The organism is Corynebacterium pseudodiphtheriticum DSM 44287, from assembly GCF_000688415.1.
Classification (GTDB): Bacteria; Actinomycetota; Actinomycetes; order Mycobacteriales; family Mycobacteriaceae; genus Corynebacterium; species Corynebacterium pseudodiphtheriticum.
Genome location: NZ_JIAH01000005.1, coordinates 272,276 through 295,381, shown reverse-complemented (window position 1 = coordinate 295,381; position 23,106 = coordinate 272,276). Strand labels below are relative to the sequence as shown.

30 protein-coding genes are annotated in these 23,106 nt (G+C 56.1%); 7 read left to right on the top strand and 23 right to left on the bottom strand.

What is annotated here, in order from left to right; genetic code table 11:
* Window positions 1-84: 84 nt before the first annotated feature.
* Entirely contained in the window at window positions 85-1,479 is a 1,395-nt protein-coding gene (gene eccD / locus O146_RS0102050; protein ID WP_027017527.1) for a type VII secretion integral membrane protein EccD, read from the top strand.
* Window positions 1,479-3,041, top strand: a complete 1,563-nt coding sequence (locus O146_RS12085) for a S8 family serine peptidase (protein WP_051619200.1) — start codon at window positions 1,479-1,481, stop codon at window positions 3,039-3,041. The genes eccD and O146_RS12085 overlap by 1 nt, the downstream gene beginning before the upstream one ends.
* Before the next feature lie 120 nt (window positions 3,042-3,161).
* On the opposite strand, the gene eccB is transcribed toward O146_RS12085, so the two are convergent.
* The 3 genes from eccB to O146_RS0102030 all read right to left on the bottom strand — a co-directional run bounded on the left by eccB (window position 3,162) and on the right by O146_RS0102030 (window position 6,455).
* On the bottom strand, window positions 3,162-4,730 hold the full coding sequence (gene eccB, locus O146_RS0102040) for a type VII secretion protein EccB (protein ID WP_027017526.1): 1,569 nt from the start codon (window positions 4,728-4,730) through the stop codon (window positions 3,162-3,164).
* 65 nt (window positions 4,731-4,795) lie between these two features.
* A complete protein-coding gene (gene truA, locus O146_RS0102035; RefSeq protein ID WP_035000468.1) occupies window positions 4,796-5,680 on the bottom strand; it encodes a tRNA pseudouridine(38-40) synthase TruA in 885 nt (294 codons plus the stop codon).
* Entirely contained in the window at window positions 5,670-6,455 is a 786-nt protein-coding gene (locus tag O146_RS0102030) for a metal-dependent transcriptional regulator (protein ID WP_018121617.1), read from the bottom strand. The genes truA and O146_RS0102030 overlap by 11 nt, the downstream gene beginning before the upstream one ends.
* Before the next feature lie 166 nt (window positions 6,456-6,621).
* Here O146_RS0102030 and O146_RS0102025 point away from each other — a divergent pair, with 166 nt between their 5' ends.
* From O146_RS0102025 to O146_RS10760, 4 genes are all read left to right on the top strand, one after another.
* Window positions 6,622-7,584 (top strand): metal ABC transporter substrate-binding protein, encoded by a 963-nt coding sequence (locus O146_RS0102025; RefSeq protein ID WP_027017524.1) that lies wholly within the window; start codon window positions 6,622-6,624, stop codon window positions 7,582-7,584.
* A 132-nt stretch (window positions 7,585-7,716) separates the two neighbouring features.
* Window positions 7,717-8,508 (top strand): metal ABC transporter ATP-binding protein, encoded by a 792-nt coding sequence (locus tag O146_RS0102020; RefSeq protein ID WP_027017523.1) that lies wholly within the window; start codon window positions 7,717-7,719, stop codon window positions 8,506-8,508.
* A complete protein-coding gene (locus tag O146_RS10765) occupies window positions 8,505-9,377 on the top strand; it encodes a metal ABC transporter permease (protein ID WP_051619199.1) in 873 nt (290 codons plus the stop codon). Before O146_RS0102020 ends, O146_RS10765 begins: the two co-directional genes overlap by 4 nt.
* Complete coding sequence (locus tag O146_RS10760; protein WP_023018972.1) at window positions 9,374-10,240, top strand: metal ABC transporter permease; 867 nt, start codon at window positions 9,374-9,376, stop codon at window positions 10,238-10,240. Before O146_RS10765 ends, O146_RS10760 begins: the two co-directional genes overlap by 4 nt.
* Before the next feature lie 81 nt (window positions 10,241-10,321).
* Here O146_RS10760 and O146_RS0102005 read toward each other — a convergent pair whose 3' ends face one another.
* The 17 genes from O146_RS0102005 to O146_RS0101920 all read right to left on the bottom strand — a co-directional run bounded on the left by O146_RS0102005 (window position 10,322) and on the right by O146_RS0101920 (window position 21,011).
* A complete protein-coding gene (locus O146_RS0102005) occupies window positions 10,322-10,525 on the bottom strand; it encodes a YgaP family membrane protein (protein ID WP_021351965.1) in 204 nt (67 codons plus the stop codon).
* A 166-nt stretch (window positions 10,526-10,691) separates the two neighbouring features.
* Window positions 10,692-11,189, bottom strand: a complete 498-nt coding sequence (rplQ, locus tag O146_RS0102000; RefSeq protein ID WP_023018971.1) for a 50S ribosomal protein L17 — start codon at window positions 11,187-11,189, stop codon at window positions 10,692-10,694.
* Window positions 11,190-11,303: 114 nt separating this feature from the next.
* Window positions 11,304-12,311: a DNA-directed RNA polymerase subunit alpha gene (locus tag O146_RS0101995; RefSeq protein ID WP_021351967.1), complete on the bottom strand. Its 1,008-nt coding sequence runs from the start codon at window positions 12,309-12,311 to the stop codon at window positions 11,304-11,306.
* Between the two features lie 81 nt (window positions 12,312-12,392).
* Window positions 12,393-12,998 carry a 30S ribosomal protein S4 gene (gene rpsD / locus O146_RS0101990; RefSeq protein ID WP_021351968.1) on the bottom strand — a complete coding sequence of 202 codons (606 nt, stop codon included), beginning with the start codon at window positions 12,996-12,998 and terminating at the stop codon, window positions 12,393-12,395.
* 21 nt (window positions 12,999-13,019) lie between these two features.
* A complete protein-coding gene (gene rpsK, locus O146_RS0101985; protein ID WP_018121275.1) occupies window positions 13,020-13,421 on the bottom strand; it encodes a 30S ribosomal protein S11 in 402 nt (133 codons plus the stop codon).
* A 3-nt stretch (window positions 13,422-13,424) separates the two neighbouring features.
* Window positions 13,425-13,793, bottom strand: coding sequence for a 30S ribosomal protein S13 (rpsM, locus tag O146_RS0101980; RefSeq protein WP_021351969.1), 369 nt, complete (start codon window positions 13,791-13,793; stop codon window positions 13,425-13,427).
* A 186-nt stretch (window positions 13,794-13,979) separates the two neighbouring features.
* A complete protein-coding gene (gene infA / locus O146_RS0101975) occupies window positions 13,980-14,198 on the bottom strand; it encodes a translation initiation factor IF-1 (RefSeq protein ID WP_018121277.1) in 219 nt (72 codons plus the stop codon).
* A 267-nt stretch (window positions 14,199-14,465) separates the two neighbouring features.
* A complete protein-coding gene (locus O146_RS0101965; RefSeq protein ID WP_027017522.1) occupies window positions 14,466-15,203 on the bottom strand; it encodes a L,D-transpeptidase in 738 nt (245 codons plus the stop codon).
* Between the two features lie 68 nt (window positions 15,204-15,271).
* Window positions 15,272-15,817, bottom strand: a complete 546-nt coding sequence (locus O146_RS0101960; protein ID WP_027017521.1) for an adenylate kinase — start codon at window positions 15,815-15,817, stop codon at window positions 15,272-15,274.
* Entirely contained in the window at window positions 15,817-17,142 is a 1,326-nt protein-coding gene (gene secY / locus O146_RS0101955) for a preprotein translocase subunit SecY (protein ID WP_023018969.1), read from the bottom strand. The genes O146_RS0101960 and secY overlap by 1 nt, the downstream gene beginning before the upstream one ends.
* Window positions 17,143-17,484: 342 nt before the next feature.
* Window positions 17,485-17,934, bottom strand: a complete 450-nt coding sequence (gene rplO, locus O146_RS0101950) for a 50S ribosomal protein L15 (RefSeq protein ID WP_021353412.1) — start codon at window positions 17,932-17,934, stop codon at window positions 17,485-17,487.
* Between the two features lie 7 nt (window positions 17,935-17,941).
* Window positions 17,942-18,127, bottom strand: coding sequence for a 50S ribosomal protein L30 (rpmD, locus tag O146_RS0101945; protein WP_021353411.1), 186 nt, complete (start codon window positions 18,125-18,127; stop codon window positions 17,942-17,944).
* A 3-nt stretch (window positions 18,128-18,130) separates the two neighbouring features.
* Window positions 18,131-18,745, bottom strand: coding sequence for a 30S ribosomal protein S5 (gene rpsE, locus O146_RS0101940; RefSeq protein ID WP_021353410.1), 615 nt, complete (start codon window positions 18,743-18,745; stop codon window positions 18,131-18,133).
* A gap of 40 nt (window positions 18,746-18,785) precedes the next feature.
* The gene (rplR, locus tag O146_RS0101935; RefSeq protein ID WP_018121284.1) at window positions 18,786-19,181 is read right to left on the bottom strand and encodes a 50S ribosomal protein L18; all 396 of its coding nucleotides are present in this window, start codon (window positions 19,179-19,181) and stop codon (window positions 18,786-18,788) included.
* A 3-nt stretch (window positions 19,182-19,184) separates the two neighbouring features.
* Complete coding sequence (gene rplF / locus O146_RS0101930; protein ID WP_021353409.1) at window positions 19,185-19,721, bottom strand: 50S ribosomal protein L6; 537 nt, start codon at window positions 19,719-19,721, stop codon at window positions 19,185-19,187.
* A gap of 17 nt (window positions 19,722-19,738) precedes the next feature.
* Window positions 19,739-20,134 carry a 30S ribosomal protein S8 gene (gene rpsH / locus O146_RS0101925; protein ID WP_021353408.1) on the bottom strand — a complete coding sequence of 132 codons (396 nt, stop codon included), beginning with the start codon at window positions 20,132-20,134 and terminating at the stop codon, window positions 19,739-19,741.
* Between the two features lie 367 nt (window positions 20,135-20,501).
* A complete protein-coding gene (locus O146_RS0101920) occupies window positions 20,502-21,011 on the bottom strand; it encodes a hypothetical protein (RefSeq protein ID WP_023018968.1) in 510 nt (169 codons plus the stop codon).
* A gap of 156 nt (window positions 21,012-21,167) precedes the next feature.
* On the opposite strand from O146_RS0101920, the gene O146_RS0101915 reads away from it, so the two are divergent.
* Window positions 21,168-21,368, top strand: coding sequence for a hypothetical protein (locus O146_RS0101915; protein WP_023018967.1), 201 nt, complete (start codon window positions 21,168-21,170; stop codon window positions 21,366-21,368).
* 71 nt (window positions 21,369-21,439) lie between these two features.
* On the opposite strand, the gene rplE is transcribed toward O146_RS0101915, so the two are convergent.
* From rplE to rplN, 3 genes are read right to left on the bottom strand one after another with little or no spacing between them, the layout of a single operon-like run.
* Entirely contained in the window at window positions 21,440-21,994 is a 555-nt protein-coding gene (gene rplE, locus O146_RS0101910) for a 50S ribosomal protein L5 (RefSeq protein WP_023018966.1), read from the bottom strand.
* 3 nt (window positions 21,995-21,997) lie between these two features.
* The gene (gene rplX / locus O146_RS0101905; RefSeq protein WP_018121290.1) at window positions 21,998-22,312 is read right to left on the bottom strand and encodes a 50S ribosomal protein L24; all 315 of its coding nucleotides are present in this window, start codon (window positions 22,310-22,312) and stop codon (window positions 21,998-22,000) included.
* On the bottom strand, window positions 22,313-22,684 hold the full coding sequence (gene rplN / locus O146_RS0101900; protein WP_023018952.1) for a 50S ribosomal protein L14: 372 nt from the start codon (window positions 22,682-22,684) through the stop codon (window positions 22,313-22,315). It lies immediately after the preceding gene.
* Window positions 22,685-23,106 lie beyond the last annotated feature (422 nt).

Here is a 23,106-nt window from a genome sequence, read left to right as displayed (position 1 = left end):
CAGCATGGGGGTGATGTAGGGGCGGGTACGCCCCCAGTGACCGCGTACCCGCATTCGGGAGGGGAATTTCGGGAGGGGAATTCTATGTCTCTCACGCAGTGTTTGCGTGTTTCTTTGTGTTTTGTTGTCGGGGAATTTTCCCGCGAGGTCGATGTCGCAATCCCGCGGCACGCATCAATACTGGAGTTGTTGCCGCGCTGCACGCAGCTGTGCCAGGCACCACGAATTTCCAAGCCATGGCAGGCCTCTACCGTGGTGGGCCAACCACTGGATATGGGCTCGCCGGTGGGAGAAATTGGGCTTGCCGACGGCGACACCATCCTGGTGCACCCACGAGCGGAATTGCGCTCGCCGGTGGTGCGGGATTCTGCAGAATCACTGGCTGCCACCGCACACGGCAATCGTGGTGGTCGGCAGCTGTCCGCGGTGGTACTTGCCGCGCAAACCGGGGCAGCACTTCTGACCGCCGGGTTGGCGTGGTGGTGGCTGGCGTTTGCGGTGGCTGCGTTTATCGGGGTGGTCATCGTGCCTTGGCAGCAGCGCATACGGCACAAGACTGTCGATGGTGACAGTTCTGCAGTTGCACTCTCTTCGATTATTTCCGCCGGACTAGCCGGTGGTTTTCTCGTTGCCTGGGGGCTACAGCCTGCTGGAGCACCAGCGGATCTGATAGCACAACTTTCCGTTGCCGATACCGCATGGGCGTTATTATCCGGCGTGGCGGTGGCAGCATTATTGCTGGTGCTTATGATCATTTACCGCGCTTTACCCATGCGCACGGTTGCCGCACTCACAACCGCGGCGGTGTTGCTCGTGCTGGCTAGTTCTGCGCTGTCATTGCCGTCGGCAAGCATTACCAGCGCTTTTGCGGGCGCACTCATCGCTTGCGGGGTCCTCGGTTTAGCACTCGCACCGATGCTCGCAACCAAATTTTCCGGCATTCCTATTCCACGCTTGCCCACCGCCGGGCAGGAGCTGTCCACCACTGACCATGCTGCTGCGCGGACGCGGTCGGACGAAGAAAAATCTCTCACATTAGCCCAGCGAACTCACGATGTGCACGCAGGAATCGTCAGCGGCATTGCGGCAATGGTGGTGCCCGCGCTATTGGCAGTAGGCATGGAAGGCGAAATTTTTGCACAGATGCTGTGCCTCGCAGTAGCTGGTGCAGTCTGTTTGCACGCCGCCCGGCACCACCACGGCGCTGCGGTGTGGGCATTGCTGCTGGTAGTCGCAGCCGCAGTCATTGCCATCGGCAGCAGCATTTGGGCCGGGCTAGACCACCCCGGCGCGATCGGCGTGGCGTTGGTGGTCATGGTGGCAGCGTCGGCAAGCCCGGTGTGGGTGCCAAAAGTACAAGACCTGGAACCGACCACAATGGTGTGGCTGGAACGAGCAGAATCGCTTGCCGTTGCCGCATGCTTGCCACTCGCTCTGCAGGTCATCGGAGTATTCGCCATGATTCGGGGGTTGGGTTAATGCAGAAAGTACAGCAGCTTTTAGTGGCAAGCACCGCCGGTGCTCTCGGGCTACATGGTTTTATGTTCTTCCCGGTTGGAGGCAGCACGGGTTCCGCGACCGCGCAGGCACAAACTCGTGACGACGTCGAGGTCCGCCGCACCGTTGACTGCGTTGACCCCATTGTGGCTCCGGCACCAACTCCGGCGGCTCCGGGAGCCGAGGCTGAATTTTCGAGGCCCTGGCAGGATGCTTTTGGCAGCTCCCCCGGTTCTGCGCCAGACCATTATGGCCGCACGGAACAGACAGGATCCGAGCCCACACACCACCAACAGCCGCTCACCGTCGGCACGGATTACCGCACCGCCCACCAATTCGCCACCGGAGCCGGGGTACGCGTGGCAGTTATTGACACCGGAGTTTTCGACCACGAACAGTTGCACGTGGAACCGGTCGCCGATTTGGTTTCCCCGGCTGAGAACAACCCACTACTCGACTGCGACGGGCACGGCACCATCGTCGCGGGCATCATCGGAGCCGAACAATCGGGCGTTGCACCGAACGCACAGATCTTGTCCATCCGACAATCCTCGGCGCACTACAGCTCCCGCCAGTCGAACAACACGCCAGACCATCAGCACGCACCCGATGCCGAGGAACCAGAGCTCACCGGCACTCTCAGCAGTTTTGCCCAAGCCATCCACACCGCGATTGACCATGACGCACAGGTCATCAACGCCTCAGTGGTTTCCTGCATCCCACCGGAACACGCAGAGCATCTACACACACAAGCCCTTGACGACGCACTCGCCCGCGCCGAACACCAGCAAGTTCCCGTCGTCGCTGCCGCCGGAAATGCCGGACAGGGGTGCGAACGCGGCTCAATCGTTTTTCCAGGAAACAACGAAACCGTCGTTACCGTCGGTGCACTCGCCACCCCACACGAGCACGCCGAATATTCCATGCCGCAGCTTGGTCACCCGACCGGCGCAGGTGACGGAGATGGCGGGGATGCCAGGGACGACGGGGATGCCGCGTACAACTCCGGCGGCCCGAACGACGTGGCACTTTCCGCGCCGGGCCGAGTTTCTGTTGGACTATCACCAAAATCGCAGGCCTGGGCGTCCGGGATCATCCGTAATGGGCAACCATCCGGGCTGCATGGCACGAGTTTCGCGGCCCCGGTGGTGACCGGAACCGTGGCTTTGCTGCGGGAACGCTATCCGCATGCCAGTGCAGCAGAAATCCGGGAGCTTTTGGTTACTGCTAGCTACCCACAGCATGGTTTTATCGACCCGGTGCGCGTGCTCACGCACCCCGCCCCAGGTGTAGAACCTGCTGGTAACGATGATGACGGTGGTGCCGGTGGTGACAGTGCTCAGAATGCTGGTGCGCCCTCCGAGCACGACCAGGCTGCTGTCGCGCAGCCGCGCATGGTAATGGCTGGTCCACCGGGTAATGAAACCCTGGTTACAGCTCGAAGCCTGGTGGCACTGGCCGTTGTGGTACTTACCGGCGCGCTTGTTGTCACCTTGCTGGCCTTCGGGATTTCGGCACGCATGCGGAGAAACGAGCAGACGTAGTCGGTGCCTCCACTCACGAAAAACCCTGTGCACAGAATCTCCATTGCGCACAGGGTTTCAGTCGCGAACAGGGTTTTAACTGCCAGCAGGGTTCCCGCTTCAGGGGCCAGGATAGCCAGGTTATTCCCTAGCTTGCCGTGCGGACCGCTCATCCAGGCTCGGGCCTTCCGGCAAAAGACGCAGCAAGTCCCAAGAAACTTCTTCCACGAGCAGCTCATCCTGCACCACCGGCGCGCCCACAGCCTGCATAGCTTCTGCACCATCGACATCATGTATCCGACCCGAAGGCGTCAACACATGATAGCCGTGTTCGCTGGCAACACCATGGCTGAAGGTTCGCGTGGAGACAAAATAATCCGCGGCCGCGGCGCCAGAAATTTCTACCGTGCTGACCTGGACCGGATCCGAGGCCTCGGCGCTGGGAGCACCTGGCTCACGGAGATCACTAGGAGCACTGGGATCATCGGGATCAGGTTCTGTAACGTGATTCAGCACCACCAATTCTCCGTTACCACCAGCACACACTTGGCCGTGAGCGTCGTCAAGCAAATCCGGCCTGAATTCAGGCAGATTCCAATTCACAGCCGCTGGCTGCGCATCCGGGTAACGGTGCACCTCAGCGGAATCTGTGCGGCGCGATTGTGCACCCATATCCTGCAAGATCTGCGCTTCTAGCTGGCTTAACGGAGTGATGCCGCGTGATTCTTGTGGGGTGCCACCAGCCTCAAGCAACGCCCACCACTGATTGGCATCCGGGGCTGGGGCTTTTACCTCTAAAACCTCAGGAAGTTCTTCAGCCGGTGGCACAGAAAAAGCTGGCTTTGCTGTCCAATTCGCGAGTAATTCCGGCGGCGCCTCCCACACGGCAGAGTCGTGGTTCACGCCTAGGCCGCGCCGCACGGCACGCGAAAACTGATCTGCACCATCCGGGAGTTCTACACGCCCATCGGCGCTGACCAGCCACTGTACGCCATCATGTTCGACGAGTGCGGCGGCATCGTCGTCGACCGTATCCAGCAAGAATGCCTCTTCCGGATTATCGGCGACCACGCTCAACGCAGCGGATGCAAAATCAATACACCCCGCCCACGGGCTGGGAGCTGGTGAATCAGAAGCATCAGAACCGGATACAGGCATACGACCTGCAAAACTACCGCCAGCTGCGGCGTCGGCAAGATCATCAGCCGTTGGCAAATTATTTGGTGCATCGACAATACCCACCGGGATGCCGTGCGGGCGCTGCGCGAGGTTATCTGCACCGATCGCCACCGGGTCCTCGGGGCTGCCAGCCAGCAACCGGGCCGAGGCCAGATTCGTCGTCGGATGATAACGCCCATCCAGCAGCGTGTAGAGCTGCCCGTGCTCACTGCGCACGATCACAGCATCGCCCGGATCTGGTTCCGGCGACAACCACGCCAACACGCCAGCACCAGCACCGATGAGCACCGTGGCGACAGTACCAAAAATCAACGCTCGCCGACGCGTGGCCAGCGGATCATGAATCATCCGGATATCGCCAGTAACCACCCCATGTTCCACCCGGCGACGCAAAAACTTATGCCCACTAACTTGCGCTTTCGTCGTCGGCAGCATGGTCTGCGGCGCACCGCTTTTCTTCTGCCCACCATCGTTACTCGCCAGAGCACGGCCAGGACTCTGCAAATTCTCGTTATTATCCCCCGCGGCCATAGAACGTCCCCTCCCCGAAAGTTCATACAGACGCCAGTATGCTACATCACGATTCGCGCCACTGCCTAGTCACGGCGCTGCCTAGTTTCAATAGCACGCGCCGCCAGTTCCGCGTCGGCCGGATAATCCACGCGTACCAAACTCAGCCCATTTGCCGGCGCCACCTGGATCTTCGAGCTACGCGAATCCTGCCCCAACAACGTCGCGGCGAAATCCACATCACGTTTCCCGGACCCCACCTGCAGGCACGTGCCGACGAGACTGCGCACCATTGACCAGCAAAACGCATCAGCAACTACGTGCGCGAGATACGTCGCCGGCTCAGTGGCAGTAGAGACATCTTCCCACTGAAAAATTTGCAGATCCCGCACCGTGGTGGCATGTGGCTTCGCTTTACAAAACGCAGCGAAATCATGAAAACCCACCAGCGCATCTGCGGCATCCTGCATGGCAGCAAGGTCAACTGTTGCACCCCATAACGCAGTATCACGTGCCCGCGTCGGCAGCACCCCACCCGGATGCGCAGTCACACGATATTCATAATGACGGCGCAACGCAGAAAACCGGGCATCAAAACCTGTGGGTGCAAACTCCACCGCATTAATGCGAATATCCTCCGGTAACAGCCGCGACAAGCGCCGCACCAGTTTGCACGGCTGGCCATCAATTGAGCGCTGTTGCAGAGCGTCCACGGGCACGTCGACATGACACACTTGGCCCGCCGAATGCACCCCGGCATCTGTACGCCCTGCCACCGTCAGTTGTAACGGCGCACGCAGCACCAAGGACAAGGCATCTTCGACAACGCCTTGCACAGTGCGCAATTCTTGGCCGTCTTGTGGTTTTTGTCGGGCCCAACCGTGAAAATCTGTGCCGTCATAGGCCAGGTCGATACGCAGGCGCACCTTGTCAGAACACTTCTCGCGAGACAATTCAGTACTAGTTTTCATTAGAGTGACGTTCTGCAATGGGCTCTGCAATAGAGTCTTCGGCAGTGGGGTGCACGTCGGCAAGCGAATCGTTATCCACACTAATTTTTACATCTGCAGCCGCTTTCACAGCCAACGCCACCGGATCGCCTGCCGGTTCATCAGTCGTCGACGAAAGCACCTGCACGTGCACCAAACCTGCCACCGACGGACTCGTCACCCGGACTCGAGAACCCGGTGCGATGTCATGCGCGGCCAAATACCGCAGCAATTCAGGATCTTCATCATTAACCTGTTCGATGACCACCGGTAATCCAGGCTCGCACTCCGCTAGGCTCATCACACCAAGATCTTCCACCTGACCGTCGGCAGACGGAATCGGGTCGCCATGCGGATCACGAGTTGGAAAATCCAACAGCGCATCAATGCGGTTGATAAAACGGTCCGAGGCTGCGTGTTCCAGCAGGTCGGCGTCGGTATGAATTTCATCCCAGGTATAACCAAGGGTTTCCACCAGGAACGTTTCGATCAAGCGGTGGCGGCGGATCATCACAAGTGCCAACCGTGCGCCCAGTTCAGTGAGCTTCACCCCAGAATAAGGTTCGTGTTCCACCAGGCCACGAGCCTGCAGGCGTTTGATGGCCTCAGAAGTAGTGGAATTCTTTTGCTGCGCACGACGGGATAATTCGGAAAGGCTTACCGATGCTTGACCCCCGGATTCACCGGAACGTTCTGAGATCCCCCACAGCAATTTCAGATATTCCTGGGTCCGTTGCGGCAGCTCACCAATATGCATGCGGCCATTCTAGCTGGCAAATACCTGCCACGTCACTGTTAGGGCAGGTAGGCACAGAAACTCAGTTGAAGATTCAAACACCAGTGTCTAGGATTTCAATTATCCATATTGCTGAACTTTTTTAAGCATACTTTCATAAAATAAGATTCATCCACGAAAGGTAAGCATGACACGCAAATCCATCCGCACCGCCGCCACCATCGGCACAGCCTTAGCCTGCTTAGGCGGCTTGGCTGCATGCAGCAATGACTCCGATTCCAATGCCAGCGGCACTAATGGCAGCAACGGCGCAGACGAACAACTGACCATCTTCGCCACTACCGGCTACCTTGCCGACGCCGCCCAGCACATCGCACCAGATGCCGAGGTGATCACCCTGGTTGGCCCTGGCGGCGACCCACACACCTACCAGCCCACCACGCAAGACATCGACACAATGCAAAAGTCCGATGTTGTGTTGTGGAACGGCCTGCACCTCGAAGCCCAGATGGATAAGCAGCTAGAAGCCCTCGGTGATAAGCAAGTTGCCGTTGGTGATCAGCTCGACGAAACCAAGTTGCTACCTTGGCCAGAAGCTGAGGAAGAAGGCGAACCAGAATACGACCCACACATTTGGAACTCGCCGGAACTGTGGCAAGAAGTCGTCGATATCGTCGCCGACCATATCTCGGAAATCGACCCAGACGGCAGCGAGGGTTACCACGAGGCCGCCGAGAAGTACAACGACGAAATCGCGACGTTGCACCAAGAAGCCAAAGATGCGCTCAGCGATTTGTCCTCTCGTCTGTTGGTCACCGGCCACGATGCCTTCAACTACCTCGGCGATACCTACGACCTAGATGTGGAAGCAACCGACTTCGTGTCCACCGAAGCCGAGAAATCTGCCAGTGAACTCGATGAGTTGGCCGAAAAGATCGCAGAAGCCAAGGTTCCGACGATCTTCTACGATAACCAGGTCAACCCACAGGCCATCAACGCGTTGAGCGAAGCCATCGCGGCGCGCGGATGGGATGTCGAAATCTCTGATGAGGAACTGTTCGCCGATAGCCTCGGAGCCGAAGCCCCAGTTGATACTTACCTTGGCGCATTCCGCCACAACTTCGAAGCAATCGCTGCCGCACTGAAGTAGACCGAACCAGCAACTCTGGGCTATGTACCCAGCATTCACAGCACCCACCGGTCATAGCACCACCGGTCACAGTGTGCACCGGCCCCAGTAATCAAGAAAATCAAGGTTTCAACCACCGTCCAGGAGACCGCCATGCTTGCACCCGCCCCCACTACCACCACTGCATTGTCGGTACGTGGCCTGACAGTCAATTACGGCACCGGCGTCATCTTGGATGAGCTGGACGTCAAAATCCCGCGCGGTAGTTTCGCCGGCATCGTCGGCGCAAACGGGAGCGGCAAGTCCACGTTGTTGCAAGCCTGCCTGGGGTTATTGCCCAAAGCCACCCGGGGGCAGGCACAGGTGGAATTTTTTGGCAAGCCGCTGCGTGCCATCCGGACAGATCTCGGCTATATGCCGCAAAGTCAACAGGTGGACTGGGACTTTCCGGCCACTGTCCTGGACGTGGCCTTGATGGGGCGTACTGCTAGCAAACGCTCGTGGTGGCCTTGGCCAAATTCGGCAGATAAAAAAGCTGCGCGCCAGGCCGTTGCCGCCGTCGGCTTGCAGAAATATTCCGGCGCAGCGATTGGCGCACTCTCCGGTGGGCAGAGGCAACGCGCACTATTAGCCCGCACGCTCGTCAACAGCCCGGAGCTGCTGGTCCTTGATGAACCTTTCCAGGGCATCGACGCATTTAGCCAAGAAACAATCGTCGACATCCTCCGCGAACTACACCAGTCAGGGACCACCATCATCATGGTTCACCACAACCTGGCAGAAGTCGCCGAATACTGCGACCACGTGACGTTGTTAGCCAACGGCAAGGTATCCGCTAACGGACCAACGCACAAAACTCTCACCGACACCGCCATCAGCGACGCTTATAATCTGCCGGGCAACTTCTCCGCGAACCTCACGCGGGATCGCAGGTCGGTGTCATGATCACACCATGGGAATTGCTGACCACCCACACGTATCTCATGGCGGTGCTCGGCACCATGGTCATCGGCGTCGCAGCCGGTGCATTGTCCCCCGTGGTGTATTTCCGCAAGCAAGCACTGATTTCCGACGTGATTTCCCACGCCAGTTTACCGGGAATTACCTTCGCGTTTCTTATCGCCGCGTACCTCAACTTGCCGACGCGCAACCCGCTGTTTTTAGCGGCTGGTGCGTTGCTGACCGCATTACTAGCCGTCGGCCTGTCCCACTGGTTGTTTCACCACACGCCGTTGTCGGTCGATACCGGCATGGCCATCTCACTCAGCGTGTCTTTTGCCTTAGGCATGCTGGGGTTGTTCATCATCACCAAGCAGCCACTGCCCGGCAAAGGCGGAATTCAAGACTATCTGTTGGGTAATGCTAGCTCGGTAACCATCGCAGATTTACGGATTTCCGTCGTACTCAGCCTGGTTATTCTCAGCGGACTCATCTGGTACTTCCCCACGCTGAAATGCTGGCTTTTCGACCCAACCTTCGCCACAACCTCCGGGGTACACACCCGCCTGCTGCACATCGTCGCCATGACCGCTTTCGCATTAGTGGTCGTCAACGGCATCAAAGTCGTCGGCGTGATCTTGATGGTCTCGTTCATCATCGCCCCCTGCGTGGCCGCACGGCAATGGTCTAATCAGCTCGGCGTCGTCACGGTCCTTGCCGCTGTGATCGGTGCTGCTAGTTGCTTAATCGGGGTCTACTTGGCCGTGGTCATTGGCTCGATCCCTACCGGCCCACTTATCGCCGTTGTGCAGGCCTGCTTCGCCCTCGTCTCTTTGATTTTCGCCCCTAAGCGCGGATTGGTGTTTTCCCAATGAGTTTCGTCGTCACCGTCAGTATTTTGGCCGTCGTTACCGCTATTACCTGCGCGATTCCTGGGGTGATCGTGGTGGCAAACAAGGATGCAATGCTTCTCGACGGCATGGGGCACGCCGTGCTCCCAGGAATCGTGGTGGGCGCGCTGATTTCCGGATCAGTGCAGTCCCCGTTACTCGTTTTATTCGCGGGAGCCGCGGCGTTTCTGGTGGCTTTGGGCACGAGGTGGTTAGCTGACACCGGGTTAATCGCAGAAGGCGGCGCACTGGGGTTGGTTTTTCCCTCCATGTTCGCCGTCGGGATCGTGCTGCTAAGCTTGAATTTCTCGAACGTGCACTTCGACGTGCACACCGTGTTAGTCGGCAATCTCAATCTGGCCGCACTTTCGCAACCGTCTTATCTATGGACGCTAGTGCCGATCATGCTGGCGAACATCGTCTTCGTCGGCTGGCTCCTCCCCCTGCTTGGAGCTTGTGCCTTCGACGACCGTGCCGCCAAAGTCGCTGGCGTACCGGTACGGGCATTGCGCTTGACGACGCTCGCCTTAACCTCTTTGACGGTCACTGCGAGTTTTTACGCCGCCGGTGTGATGCTGGTGATCGCGATGATGGTATTGCCTGCGGCTACCGGGCGAATCTTCGCTGTCACTTTTCGCCTACCGGGCATTTCCATGCTGACCCAAATTCTGGGCAGTGCCGTCGTGATTGCACTAATAGGCAGCCTGGTGGGATTCTGGAGCGCGTATCGCATAGACATCCCCGCGGCTGTGGCAATCACCCTCGCTTATGCCCTGCTCTTGGTGGCGGCGCTCGGCTCAATGTCTTTGGGGCGGCACGGTCGCAAACGTGCTCCCGCTTTTGCCTAGGCTAGACCGCCGCTAGGTAAACGCCGCCCTGGTTTGATGCCGGACTATGTTAATACCAGTATGTGTTAACGCCAGGCTTTGTTAACGCCGCACTTTGCAGGTATTGATTCCCAGCAGGCGGTACAGCGGGCAGAAGCCCACTGCTGCGGTGATCACCAGAACGAGGCCGACGATGATCAACAGTGCGCGGAGGAAACCGCCTACTGCAAACAGCCCAATGAGCAAAGCAATAATGCCGACTACAGCACGGATTCCACGGTCTTGGTTAGATTCGTTGCGTTTCATAACTTCACTTTAATGCACAAAAGCTCTATTTCCTCTTCGTCAAGGAAATAGAGCTTAGTGATCTTCATTACACACAACCGTGTTGGTGTGCTGCAGATAAGGTACCGAGAGCTAGCAGTTGGTCATAAATAACAAACCACTAGCCCACCGCTAGAAAGCCGCGAGATTACTTCTCCTCGGAGTCTGCTTCGGTGTTAGCAGCGGCACCTTCAGAATCCATGTTGGATTCGTCAGATGGATCGGTGGAGTCGGAATCGGCCTTCGCAGCAGCAGCCTGAGTGGTGCGTTCTGCGGAAGCGGACACGGTCTCTTCCAGAACCAGGGAAATCTGGGTCATAGGAGCGTTGTCACCGGTACGGTTTTCCAGCTTCACCATGCGGGTGTAGCCGCCATCGCGTTTTTCGAACTTTGGAGCAAGTTCGTTGAATAGACGAGCAACAGCTTCCTTTTGCGGAACCTGTGCGAGTACCTCACGACGGTCAGCCAAGGTGCCGGAACGGGCCTTGGTGATCAGCTTCTCTGCGTATGGACGCAGCAGCTTAGCTTTGGCGTCGGTGGTCTTGATGGAGTCGTGCTCGAACAGTGCAGCGGCCAGATTCGACAGAATGTGACGCTGGTTGCGAGCCGAGCCTCCAATTCGGGCGCCTCGTTTTGGAGTAGGCATAGTGTTTCTCCTCGTATTATTTAAGTGAGCGCGTAAGCAGGGACACTAGGGAACTGTGCTTGCAGTGTCGGCACAGTATTCACTAAACAGTGAACCTGCCAGAACATATGCGCTTTACTCGGAATCTTCTGCAGGATCCTTGAAGTCGCCGGTTTCTGCGTCGTAGCCTTCCAACACAGTTGGGTCGAAATCTTCAGGTGCGTCCTTCAGAGTCAGATTCAGATTCGCCAGCTTGATCTTGACCTCATTGATCGACTTCTGGCCGAAGTTGCGGATATCCAACAAATCAGACTCGGTGCACTCGGCGAGCTCACCAACAGTGTGGATTTCCTGACGCTTCAGGCAGTTATACGAGCGAACAGAGAAGTTCAACTCCTCAATAGGCATACCGTAAGCGGCAATGTATTCGGATTCCTGTGGGGATGGTCCAATCTCAATGCCTTCTGCCTGCGTGTTAAGTTCGCGCGCCAGACCGAACAACTCGACCAGGGTACCGCCGGCGGAAGCGAGCGCGTCCCGAGCGGAAATCGAGTTTTTCGTCTCGACGTCGATGATCAGCTTATCGAAGTCAGTACGCTGCTCAACACGAGTTGCTTCCACCTTGTAGGACACCTTCAGCACTGGCGAGTAGATTTGATCTACTGGGATGCGTCCGATGTCTCCCGAGGTAGCCGCAGCAGGTACGTAGCCACGACCGCGTTCAACAACGAGCTCCATTTCAAAACGAGCATCGTCGTTCAGCGTTGCGATGTGCAGATCCGGGTTGTGGATCTCCACACCCGCTGGTGGCTGGATGTCACCGGCCGTAATAGTGCCCGCCCCCTGCTGGGAGACGTACATCACTACCGGCTCGTCCGAATCCGAGGACAGCACAAGGTCTTTGACGTTGAGAATGATTTCAGAAACGTCTTCCTTAACGCCGTTAATGGTCGTGAACTCGTGGAGTACGCCATCAATTTTGACGGAGGTGACCGCCGCCCCAGGGATCGAGGACAGCAACGTACGACGCAGCGAGTTACCCAGCGTGTAGCCGAACCCCGGCTCCAATGGTTCAATGACGAACTTGGAGCGGGAAGAATCGATAAATTCTTCGCTCAGCTGGGGACGCTGTGAAATAAGCATGAATTTTCTCCTTTGGCGCCCGCTATTTGACGCCGGCTAGGACAACAATGAGGAATGTAAAGCTGCAGATCCGAAGCCAGATTACTTCGAGTAAAGCTCGACGATGAGCTGTTCTTGCAGCGGAACGTCGATCTGAGCGCGCTCGGGCAACTGGTGCACGAGGATGCGCAAGGTATCAGGGACTACCTGCAACCAAGCCGGAACGACGGCGTCGGCAAGGGAGTCCTGGGCTTCTTCGAACCACTGCATCTTCTGCGAACGTGGGCGAACGTCGATGATGTCGTACTGGGTAACCGAGTAGGACGGGATGTCGATGTTCTTGCCATTCACGGTGAAGTGTCCGTGGGAAACCAACTGACGTGCCTGACGACGGGTCTTGGCCAGACCTGCACGGTAGACGACGTTATCCAGGCGGGATTCGAGCAAGATGACGAGGTTGTCACCAGTCTTGCCGTTCAGGCGGTTAGCCTCGGTGTAGTAACGACGGAACTGGCGTTCCAAAACACCGTAGGTGTACTTCGCCTTCTGCTTTTCCTGCAGCTGCAGCAGGTATTCAGATTCTTTAATGCGGTTGCGTCCAGCGTGTCCTGGTGGGTAAGGACGACGCTCGAATGCCAAGTCTCCGCCGACTAGGTCGACGCGCAGACGGCGGGATACGCGGGTTGCGGGGCCAATATAACGAGCCATGTTTTAAACCTCTTCCTTCCCCTAGAACTTACGCTTTTTCGGTGGGCGGCAGCCATTGAATGGGTGCGGTGTGCCATCAGTGATGGAGTTGACCTCAAGGCCTGCAGCCTGCAGGGAACGAATGGCGGTCTCACGGCCAGAGCCCGGACCCTTGACGAAAACGTCAACCTTCTTCATGTTGTGATCCATTGCCTTGCGGGCGGCGTTTTCAGCAGCCATCTGTGCGGCGAATGGGGTGGACTTACGGGAGCCCTTGAAACCAACATGACCAGACGAAGCCCATGCAATAACAGCACCGGCAGGGTCAGTAATAGACACGATGGTGTTGTTGAAGGTCGACTTGATGTAGGCGTGGCCATGGGCCACATTCTTCTTTACGACGCGACGGCCACGGCGTGCGCCAGAGCGAGTCTTTGGAGGCATAAACTACTTCTTCTTTCCTGCGATCGTCTTCTTTGGACCCTTGCGAGTACGAGCATTGGTCTTGGTGCGCTGACCACGGACTGGCAGACCACGGCGGTGGCGCAAACCTTGGTAGCTTCCAATCTCGATCTTGCGACGGATGTTGGCCTGGACTTCACGACGAAGGTCACCTTCGACGGTGTACTGAGCCTCGATCTGGTCGCGCAACGAGGACACCTGATCGTCTGTGAGGGCGTCGGTACGCAAATCAGGAGAGATGCCGGTAGCTTCCAGCAACTCGGTGGCACGGGTTGGACCGATGCCGTAAATGTAGGTGAGAGCGATCTCCATACGCTTGTTGCGTGGGAGATCCACACCAGCGAGACGTGCCATAAGGCGAGTCCTTTCGGGGTATGTACGGTGGTTTTCTCCCTACCCGCCCTGGATCGTGCGGCGTAGACGCAAAATATTGCGCCGTAATGCACACCAGGCTCGGGCCACCGCGGCCTGAGGTATACGAACAATTGTCCGCAGAGTTATTTGCGGACAGATTGTTTTGAGTAGGGAGGCTTACAGTCTTTACTTGTAGCGATAGACAATACGGCCACGGTTCAGGTCATATGGAGACAACTCCACGACGACCCGATCCTCGGGAAGGATACGGATGTAGTGCTGGCGCATCTTACCCGAAATATGAGCAAGCACCTCATGTCCGTTGTCTAGCTCGACTTTGAACATTGCGTTTGGCAAAGGCTCGGTTACCCGACCTTCAACCTCAATTGCGCCTTCCTTAGCCATATCCTCCGGCTTCCTGGCACAGGGCGAACTGCGCCGATTGCTTGTCTAATGCTTTACCGGCCTGAAAGAGTCTTATAAATGCAAAAACACCGGCCGCGGCCGGTGTCATTGAGTCGCGTCATGCTGGTCAAACGCAGCAAGACTAAACCTTGACAGACCAAGCTCCAACTATACAGAGCACTAGCAGCAAAAACAAACTTTTCCAGGTTTGCTTGTGCTTTCGCTCAGTTCAGACGGAGCCTGCCTGTCAGGAAGCTTAAGGCGATTTTAGTAAATGAAGACCTTGTCTCCGATATTCAAGTGGTTCCAGAAGGTGATCGCATCCTGATTTGGAAGACGTACGCATCCGGCGGAATCGTAAGCCGGAGAACCTTCGTGGAACGCATGTCCGTTATTGGTGAAATAAATCGCGTATGGCATCGGGGCGTTATTAAACTCGTAAGAGATCTCGTCCTTAACCTTACGGTTTACGTGGAAAGTACCTCGAGGGGTGTCCTGACCTGGTTTACCGGGAGCCATCGCGGACGCGACATGGGTGACAGATCCATGACCATCTTGCAGCCAAGTGCGTCGGCCGTCGATATCCACACAAACGCGAGCGTCAGCCGGACATGCTCCGGTGTCGATGTGCGGGCCGCGTGACGGGGCCGGGGTCATTGGCTCCGCGGGACCACGAGCGGCTTGTTGCTTTTGGGCGATCAGCCCCGGGAATACGAACTCCAGCGCTTGGTCGATGGTCTGCGCAAGACCCGCTGCAAATTGAGGGTTCAAGATGTTAGCCTGATGCACGAGTTGTGTTCGCAAATGCCAAGCACCGTCTCGGTTGCCTTGATCAAACTGTTGGACCAGCTGATTGAAGTCTGGGAATTGCGGGGCTTGGAACCGGTCAATAGCCGCCGACGAGCCTGGCAGTGGCTGTGCTTGCGCGGAGACGCCCGGAAGCATAACGGATACCAACATTGCCAAGCTGCCTACGAGGCCGGCAACGATTTTGCGTGTAGTCATGGAAGAGTTGTCCTTTTAATAAAACGGGACGCCTGCTGGCGATCCCCCATAGCTTATCGGATAGCTGGCTATTTCCCGAGCGCCTGCATGGTGCGTTGGTTAATTTCCGAGACTTCTCCCTCGGCTTGCACATTGATGACGTTGTCACCGTAGTGTTTAATCAGCGGGACTACTTCGTCACGGTATACCTCCAACCGTGTGCGGATTACGTCCTCCGTGTCGTCAGCACGCCCGCGTGCCTTCATGCGCTGAACGACAACATCCTCCGAAACTTCGAAGTTGACTACGTGATCGAGCCGCAGATTTTTCTTGCCGAGCAAGTCTTCCAGAATCTGAGCTTGTTCCACGGTCCTCGGGAAACCATCAAGAAGGAATCCTTCCTCGGTATCCGGCTCTTCCAAGCGGGACTCAACCATCCGAGCTGTAACGTCAGTAGGGACCAGCTTTCCGGCGTCGATGTATTCCTTGGCTTCGACGCCGAGCGGTGTGCCTTCTGAGATATTTGCCCGGAAGATATCACCAGTAGAGATATGCGGAACATTAAGTTTTTCACTGAGGATTTCAGCCTGGGTGCCTTTACCGGCGCCAGCTGGGCCAAGGAGTACCAATCGCATTATTTGAGCAGCCCTTCATAGTTGGATTGCAGAAGTTGGGATTCGATTTGCTTCACTGTGGTAAGAGCCACAGATACCATAATCAGGATAGCAGTACCACCAAACGCAGTCATGCCTGCGGAATCATTGGAGCCAACCCCCAAGTCAAGCGCAAGGTTCGGAAGGATCGCAATGAACGCGAGATAAATAGAACCAACGAACAGAAGCCGGTTCATGACGAAGCTCAAGTACATCGCGGTTGGGCGGCCTGGGCGGATACCAGGAATGAAGCCGCCGTACTTCTTCATGTTTTCTGCTTGCTCATTCGGGTCATACTGAATCGAGGTATAGAAATAAGAGAAGAAGATAATCAGCGTGACATAAACCGCGATATAGACATACGACGATGGCGATTGCAGATTCGCAATTACATTGCGCATCCACCAGTTGTCAGGTGGTGTCGGGTTCGAAGAGTTCACAATCTCGGTGATTAAAACCGGCATGTAAATCAACGACGAAGCGAAGATAACCGGGATAACTCCGGCCTGGTTGACCTTCAGTGGCAGGTAAGTCGAAGATCCACCGTACTGACGACGGCCGACCATCCGCTTTGCGTATTGAACCGGAATCCGACGCTGGCCTTGCTCCATGAAGGTAATACCGACAACGAGCGCCACCACAGCTGCGCATACGACCGCAAAAACGACTCCGCCGTTGTCCTGCAAGATCCTGTAACCATCGGTAGGAAGGCGTGTTGCGATACCGGCGAAAATGAGCAACGACATGCCGTTTCCAATGCCTTTTTCGGTGATGAGCTCACCAAGCCACATCACGAAAATCGCGCCGGTAGTCATCACCGTCACGAGAAGAACGAGGTCAAAAACGGTGCGGTCAGGATCCAAAACCTCTACACCCTGCCCCAGCAGCTGGTTCCTGTCCGCCAAGGCGACGATGCCCGCCGATTGCAACAGCGCCAGGGCAAGCGTCATGTACCTGGTGTATTGGGTCATCTTCGCTTGGCCGGATTGGCCCTCTTTTTTCAACTGCTCAAAATGTGGAATCACGACGGTGAGCAACTGCGAAATAATGGAGGCCGTAATGTACGGCATGATGCCGATGGCAAATATCGATAGCTGCAGCAGTGCGCCACCGGAAAACAGGTTAATGACGGAATACAAGCTGTCATTTTCTTGGGTCAACTCATGGAGTCGCCCAGAAATGTTTTGATAATCCACGCCCGGTGATGGGATCTGCGCGCCGACGCGGTAGATCACGATCAAAAGAATCGTGAACAAAATCTTGCGCCGAAGATCCGCATCCTTAAAAGCCTGAATGATGGCAGACACTAAAGCCTCCTAGCCCAACTACTGCCACCGTGGAAAGTGACGCAAAGGCAACCGATTAGTTCTTATTTGTGTGCATTTGAGGGTTAGCCGTCGCCGACTAAATCCAAATACCTGCGTGCAAGCTTATGCGCGCGTGACCCTAGTAGCCTACCAGTCTTCTCTAACTGAAAACACCTCGCGTCGATGTGTGATAGGACAACCTTAATCATTCTTGGGAAAACGACCCAGGGTGCGGGTATAACAAAGCCCCTGACACTGCGTAGTGCAGCCTCAGGGGCGTTAGGCGATAGCGATGCTTAGAGCATTCTTTGGGAAGCCCATAAGCTAGTCATCGCATAGAAATTATGCCTTGGTGGTAGATCCGCCAGCGGCTTCAATCTTTTCGACGGCCGATTTAGAGAATTTCTGCGCGGTAACGTTGACCTTGACAGAGATCTCGCCGTTGCCCAAGACCTTAACCGGCTGATTTTTGCGAACCAAACCGTTGTTGACCAAGTCAGCGACGGTGATGTCGCCACCTTGTGGGAAGGCCTTTTCCAGATCGGTAACGTTAACAACCTGGAATACAACCTTGTTCGGGTTTTTGAACCCACGCAGCTTTGGCAAACGCATCTGGATTGGCATTTGGCCACCCTCGAAGTTTGCTGCTACCTGCTTACGTGCTTTTGTACCCTTGGTACCACGACCAGCTGTCTTACCGCGCTTGCCGCCTTCACCGCGGCCGACGCGACGCTTAGCCTTATTCGCACCCTTTTCTGGGCGCAAGTCGTGCAGTTTGATGATATCGCTCATGGTGTATCTACTCCCCTGCCACTTCTTCTACGGTGACCAGGTGGCGCACCTTCTGAATGATGCCACGGATCGCCGGCGTGTCCTTCTGGACAACAGAATGGCGAATACGCTTCAGGCCCAGTGCTTCCATGTTGGCCTTCTGGTTCGGCGTGCTACCGACCAAGCCACGTGTTTGAGTAATCTTCAGAGCCACGGTTTATGCCTCCTGTCCTGCGCGAGCGCGCAGCATACGGGCTGGAGCAACCTCTTCGACGGATTTGCCACGACGTGCGGCAACTTCCTCAGGGCGCACCAGCTGCTTTAGGCCGTCCACAGTGGCGCGAACGACGTTTAGAGCGTTGTCCGAGCCCAGCGACTTGGACAGGATGTCCTGTACACCAGCGCACTCCAGTACTGGACGTGCGGCGCCACCAGCGATGACACCAGTACCTGGAGCTGCAGGCTTCAGCATAACGACGCCTGCTGCGTCTTCACCCTGTACTGGGTGGGTGATAGTTCCGCCCACCATTGGGACGCGGAAGAAGTTCTTGCGGGCTTCTTCAGCACCCTTCTGGATTGCTGCTGGAACTTCCTTGGCCTTGCCATAGCCAACTCCGACCATACCTTCGCCGTCACCGACGATGACCAGAGCGGTGAAGCTCATGTTGCGGCCACCCTTGACAGTCTTGGAAACCCGGTTGATGGCTACAACGCGCTCGATGTACTTATCGCGCTCGTTGTCTTGATTGCGACGATCGTTACGACGATTGTTGCGATCGTTCTTCTTGTTGTCGGCGGAGCGTCCGCCGTCGCGCTGATCACGATCCGACATTACGCGTCCTTTCCGTTGGTGTGTGCAACTGCGTTGATCATTAGAACTTCAGACCACCTTCACGTGCGGCGTCAGCGAAAGCAGCAACGCGACCGTGGTACTTGTAACCGGCGCGGTCGAATACAACTGCTTCGATGCCTGCTTCTTGGGCACGCTGTGCGATAAGCTTGCCGACCTCGGCACCACGTGCCTTCTTGTCGCCCTCTGCGTCGCGGATCTCCATGGTAGATGCGGCAGCCAGGGTGTGGCCGGCGAGGTCGTCGATCAGCTGGGCGTGCAGGTGACGCGCGGTGCGGTGAACGACCAAACGTGGGGTCTGTGGGGTTCCACGCAGCGTCTTACGAATACGGAAATGACGGCGGGCACGTGCTTCACGACGGCGGGAGGAAATATCCTTACCGACCGGAGTGCGCTTGGTGTTTTCAGAATTAGACATTGCTTACTTACCCGTCTTTCCGACCTTGCGACGTACCTGTTCGCCGACGTAGCGGATGCCCTTACCCTTGTAAGGATCGTGCTTACGCAGACGACGGATGTTCGCCGCAACTTGGCCAACCTGTTGCTTGTCGATACCAGAGATAGAGAACTTGGTGTTGCCGTCTACAGCGAAGGTGATGCCTTCATCAGCCTTGACTGGTACGGAGTGCGAGTAGCCCAGAGCGAACTCCAGGTCCTTACCCTTTTGCTGCACACGGTAACCAACACCGTGGATTTCCATCTTGATTTCGTAGCCTTCGGTTACACCGATAACGCAGTTGTTCACCAAAGAACGTGCAAGACCATGCAGAGAACGGTTCTTGCGGTGGTTGTCCGGGCGTGAAACGCGAAGTTCACCGTCTTCCTGGACGATGGAAATTGGCTCTGGAACGTCCACCTCCAAGGTGCCCTTTGGGCCCTTGACAGAAACGTTCTGGCCATCGATTTTTACCTCGACGCCGCTAGGGACGGCGATTGGTGCCAAACCAACTCGTGACATTAATAATCACCCTTCCCTTACCAGACGTAGGCGATGACTTCTCCGCCTACGCCTTTCTGCTCAGCCTCGCGGTCGGTCAACAGGCCGTGGGAGGTGGAAATGATAGCCACACCCAGTCCGCCCAGAACCTTAGGGAGCTCCGTAGCCTTTGCGTAGACACGCAAACCTGGCTTCGAAACGCGACGCAGGCCAGACAGAGCGCGCTCGCGGCCGTTGTACTTCAGGTCCAGCGACAAGGTCTTCTTTGCCTTTTCGCCTTCCACGGAATAATCGGAAATGTAGCCTTCTTGCTTCAGGATTCCAGCGATATTCGCCTTGATCTTGGATGCAGGCATGGACACGGTGTCGTGCTGCGCGTGGTTAGCGTTGCGCACCCGTGAGAGCATGTCTGCAATCGGGTCAGTCATGGTCATGTGTTGACCTTGAACCTTTCTCGTTGCGGTTCCCGAACTCACCTTAAGGGCGTTACCGGGCTGTTTTGGGCAACTTAACGCTCCCATGCTCAATAGCATGTTTGCTCGCTACCTCAATGAAGCTCGGTCGCCATGATGGCGAGGGGCCTACAACAAACGTAGGAAAAACTTGCAAGTCTGTGCGTGCAGAGTAAACGCTAAAACGGTTCTTCCCGCCGACGCTAAATCTCTATTCAGGCTACGGTGTTTTAGACACACGTATCCCAAAAAGCACAAGACGCCCCAACCCTAGCAGGATTGAGGCGATTCGGCCAACCATTAGAACGCTTAGCCGACTCTGCGTGCCAATGTCACCGGCAAATTAGCTTTAGGAGTTTCTCCTTGCGTCTTTCTTAGCCTTTCGTGCGGCCTTCTTGGCAGCTTTCTTTTCTGCCTTAGCAATCTTGCGTTCCTGCAGTACACCAGAGATACGATCCTGCTGATCCAGAGCGATCAGCCCTGTGCCAATCGCAACCATCATGGAATCCTTTGCGATAGACATGCCATCTTGAGTTGGGCGGATGCCATCCTCGCGGGTCATATCGTCGTTACGGAAGTAAATGCTCAACAGACCTGCGCCAAAGGTGGTCAGCGCGAGACCGGCAAGGCGGTTGGAAACGAATGGCGCCAACAGCGCGCCACCGACAGCGACTTCGGAAGCACCGATGATAGTGCCAAACTTATCGGACGGCAGTTCCTTCACCTGCGGAATGCCCGTAGCAGCAAAGTCCTGTAGACCTTTCGAGGATTCTGCATCCATACCCAACTTGGAAATGCCAGAATCCGCGATGAGGGCACCTGGGATAGCGCGGAGAAGAATGCTTGGGATTGTAGACATAGTTATTGGCTCCTTGTAGGTTTCTTGCATCACCACTCTAAATAGCGATTGTAGCTATTCTAGCAATACACGCAGGTGATTAATTTGACAATGACCGCCAGATCCATTGCATAGCAGGTTGCCGTTGCACTGGCGCGATAAGGAGGTACGCGTACTGTGGCGACAAAAGATAAAAAACGGCGCGATGATTGGATTTGTTTTACAACGCTGATGTTGCTCGGTCTTTTTCACTGGTTGTTGTACTTCATACGAGATTCTTCTGAGTTAATCATCGCCGTCATCCCCAGCCTCATCGCTTTTCTAGCTGCATGGTATTTCTACCCAAGAAGAAAACAACCCAAGGACACCAAAAAATGACTTTAACCCCTCCGGTTTCATGTCGGAGGGGTTAAAGTTCTTAACAAACAGACTTATTCAGTACTGCAAAACTACTTTTTGAATGGGAATCCCAGCTCACGAAGTAGTGCGCGACCTTCATCGTCGTTGGTAGCGCTGGTAACAACGGTGATATCCATACCACGTGGACGATCAACCTTGTCGATGTCGATCTCGTAGAACATAGTCTGCTCAGACAGACCGAAGGTGTAGTTTCCGTGGCCATCGAACTGCTGATCGGACAAGCCGCGGAAGTCACGAATACGTGGCAGCGCGATAGTCAACAAACGGTCCAAGAACTCCCACATGCGGTCGCCACGCATGGTGACGCGCACGCCAATTGGCATACCTTCGCGCAGCTTGAAGTTCGCGATGGACTTCTTAGCGCGACGCAGCTGTGGCTTCTGACCAGTAATCAGAGTCAGGTCCTCAACCGCACCGTTGATCAGCTTGGAGTCGCGAGCAGCGTCGCCAACACCCATGTTGACAACAACCTTGACAACACCAGGGATCTCCATGACGTTCTCGTAAGAGAATTCGTCATTCAGCTTGTTCTTGATTTCGTCGCGGTAACGGGTTTTCAGACGTGGAGTGTAGTTGTCGCTCATGCCTTAAATATCCTTCCCGTTGCGACGAGCAATGCGGACTTTCTTGCCGTTCTCGTCAAAGCGGTAGCCAACGCGAGTTGGGTTACCGTCAGAATCCAGCACCGCGACGTTCGAGACGTGGATTGGTGCTTCCTGGGTAACGATTCCGCCAGACTCGGCGCCGCGCTCCGGCGCAGAGTTCGCAACGTGCTTCTTGATGCGGTTGACGCCCTCAACCAAAACCTTGTTGGTCTTTGGGTATGCCTCAATGACCTTGCCTTGCGCGCCCTTATCTGGGCCCGAAATGACCTGGACCATATCGCCCTTATGTACCTTCACCTAGATCACCTCCGGTGCGAGAGAAACAATCTTCATGAACTTCTTCTCACGCAGCTCACGAGCGACAGGCCCGAAGATACGGGTACCGCGTGGGTCATTATCGTTGGAACGAAGAATGACAGCAGCGTTTTCGTCGAAAGCAATGTAGGAACCGTCCGCACGACGGGTTTCCTTCTTTGCGCGAACGATGACGGCGCGAACGACGTCACCTTCTTTCACGTTTCCGCCTGGGACTGCTTCTTTGACAGTAGCGACAACGATGTCACCAATGCCTGCGAAGCGTCGCACGGATCCGCCGAGGGCCCGGATGACGAGAATTTCTCGTGCACCGGAGTTGTCGGCGACCTTCAGGCGCGATTCTTGTTGAATCACAGTTGGTCTCCTGACCTGGATTAATGTGCGAAAAGATTTCCGTCCTGATCGCACTCGGTCTTGTTCTTGCAGCTACCTGATGCTTGTCGACGAACACACCACAGAAAAAGTCAGTGACGGTCGAAGGGTCTCGGCGGTTGCGATTCGGAAACGCATCACAAATCCGCCGACCTGCATCGGCAACCCTGCCATTCAACCACAGCCTGGGATGATTGTTCAACTCAGTTCGCGACTTGTAGCTGCGGCCGTGCCGGTGGTCGCGTCCGGGATAATTTGCGCAATCGATGCGCGATAACGCATATCTAAATCAAACAAATAGCCTAGGCATGGCTAATCCACTCCTGAGAGGGTAGGCTGTCCAAGTTGAAAGCATTTCGGTGGCAGGTCTCGACGGTCAAAAACTCTCCGGCCTGCTAAAAACG

Coding starts and splice junctions, on each gene's coding strand:
- eccD (WP_027017527.1), top strand. CDS start 85: ATGTCTCTCACGCAGTGTTTGCGTGTTTCTTTGTGTTTTGTTGTCGGG.
- O146_RS12085 (WP_051619200.1), top strand. CDS start 1,479: ATGCAGAAAGTACAGCAGCTTTTAGTGGCAAGCACCGCCGGTGCTCTC.
- eccB (WP_027017526.1), bottom strand. CDS start 4,730: ATGGCCGCGGGGGATAATAACGAGAATTTGCAGAGTCCTGGCCGTGCT.
- truA (WP_035000468.1), bottom strand. CDS start 5,680: ATGAAAACTAGTACTGAATTGTCTCGCGAGAAGTGTTCTGACAAGGTG.
- O146_RS0102030 (WP_018121617.1), bottom strand. CDS start 6,455: ATGCATATTGGTGAGCTGCCGCAACGGACCCAGGAATATCTGAAATTG.
- O146_RS0102025 (WP_027017524.1), top strand. CDS start 6,622: ATGACACGCAAATCCATCCGCACCGCCGCCACCATCGGCACAGCCTTA.
- O146_RS0102020 (WP_027017523.1), top strand. CDS start 7,717: ATGCTTGCACCCGCCCCCACTACCACCACTGCATTGTCGGTACGTGGC.
- O146_RS10765 (WP_051619199.1), top strand. CDS start 8,505: ATGATCACACCATGGGAATTGCTGACCACCCACACGTATCTCATGGCG.
- O146_RS10760 (WP_023018972.1), top strand. CDS start 9,374: ATGAGTTTCGTCGTCACCGTCAGTATTTTGGCCGTCGTTACCGCTATT.
- O146_RS0102005 (WP_021351965.1), bottom strand. CDS start 10,525: ATGAAACGCAACGAATCTAACCAAGACCGTGGAATCCGTGCTGTAGTC.
- rplQ (WP_023018971.1), bottom strand. CDS start 11,189: ATGCCTACTCCAAAACGAGGCGCCCGAATTGGAGGCTCGGCTCGCAAC.
- O146_RS0101995 (WP_021351967.1), bottom strand. CDS start 12,311: ATGCTTATTTCACAGCGTCCCCAGCTGAGCGAAGAATTTATCGATTCT.
- rpsD (WP_021351968.1), bottom strand. CDS start 12,998: ATGGCTCGTTATATTGGCCCCGCAACCCGCGTATCCCGCCGTCTGCGC.
- rpsK (WP_018121275.1), bottom strand. CDS start 13,421: ATGCCTCCAAAGACTCGCTCTGGCGCACGCCGTGGCCGTCGCGTCGTA.
- rpsM (WP_021351969.1), bottom strand. CDS start 13,793: ATGGCACGTCTCGCTGGTGTGGATCTCCCACGCAACAAGCGTATGGAG.
- infA (WP_018121277.1), bottom strand. CDS start 14,198: ATGGCTAAGGAAGGCGCAATTGAGGTTGAAGGTCGGGTAACCGAGCCT.
- O146_RS0101965 (WP_027017522.1), bottom strand. CDS start 15,203: ATGACTACACGCAAAATCGTTGCCGGCCTCGTAGGCAGCTTGGCAATG.
- O146_RS0101960 (WP_027017521.1), bottom strand. CDS start 15,817: ATGCGATTGGTACTCCTTGGCCCAGCTGGCGCCGGTAAAGGCACCCAG.
- rplO (WP_021353412.1), bottom strand. CDS start 17,934: ATGAGCGATATCATCAAACTGCACGACTTGCGCCCAGAAAAGGGTGCG.
- rpsE (WP_021353410.1), bottom strand. CDS start 18,745: ATGTCGGATCGTGATCAGCGCGACGGCGGACGCTCCGCCGACAACAAG.
- rplR (WP_018121284.1), bottom strand. CDS start 19,181: ATGTCTAATTCTGAAAACACCAAGCGCACTCCGGTCGGTAAGGATATT.
- rplF (WP_021353409.1), bottom strand. CDS start 19,721: ATGTCACGAGTTGGTTTGGCACCAATCGCCGTCCCTAGCGGCGTCGAG.
- rpsH (WP_021353408.1), bottom strand. CDS start 20,134: ATGACCATGACTGACCCGATTGCAGACATGCTCTCACGGGTGCGCAAC.
- O146_RS0101920 (WP_023018968.1), bottom strand. CDS start 21,011: ATGTCTACAATCCCAAGCATTCTTCTCCGCGCTATCCCAGGTGCCCTC.
- rplE (WP_023018966.1), bottom strand. CDS start 21,994: ATGAGCGACAACTACACTCCACGTCTGAAAACCCGTTACCGCGACGAA.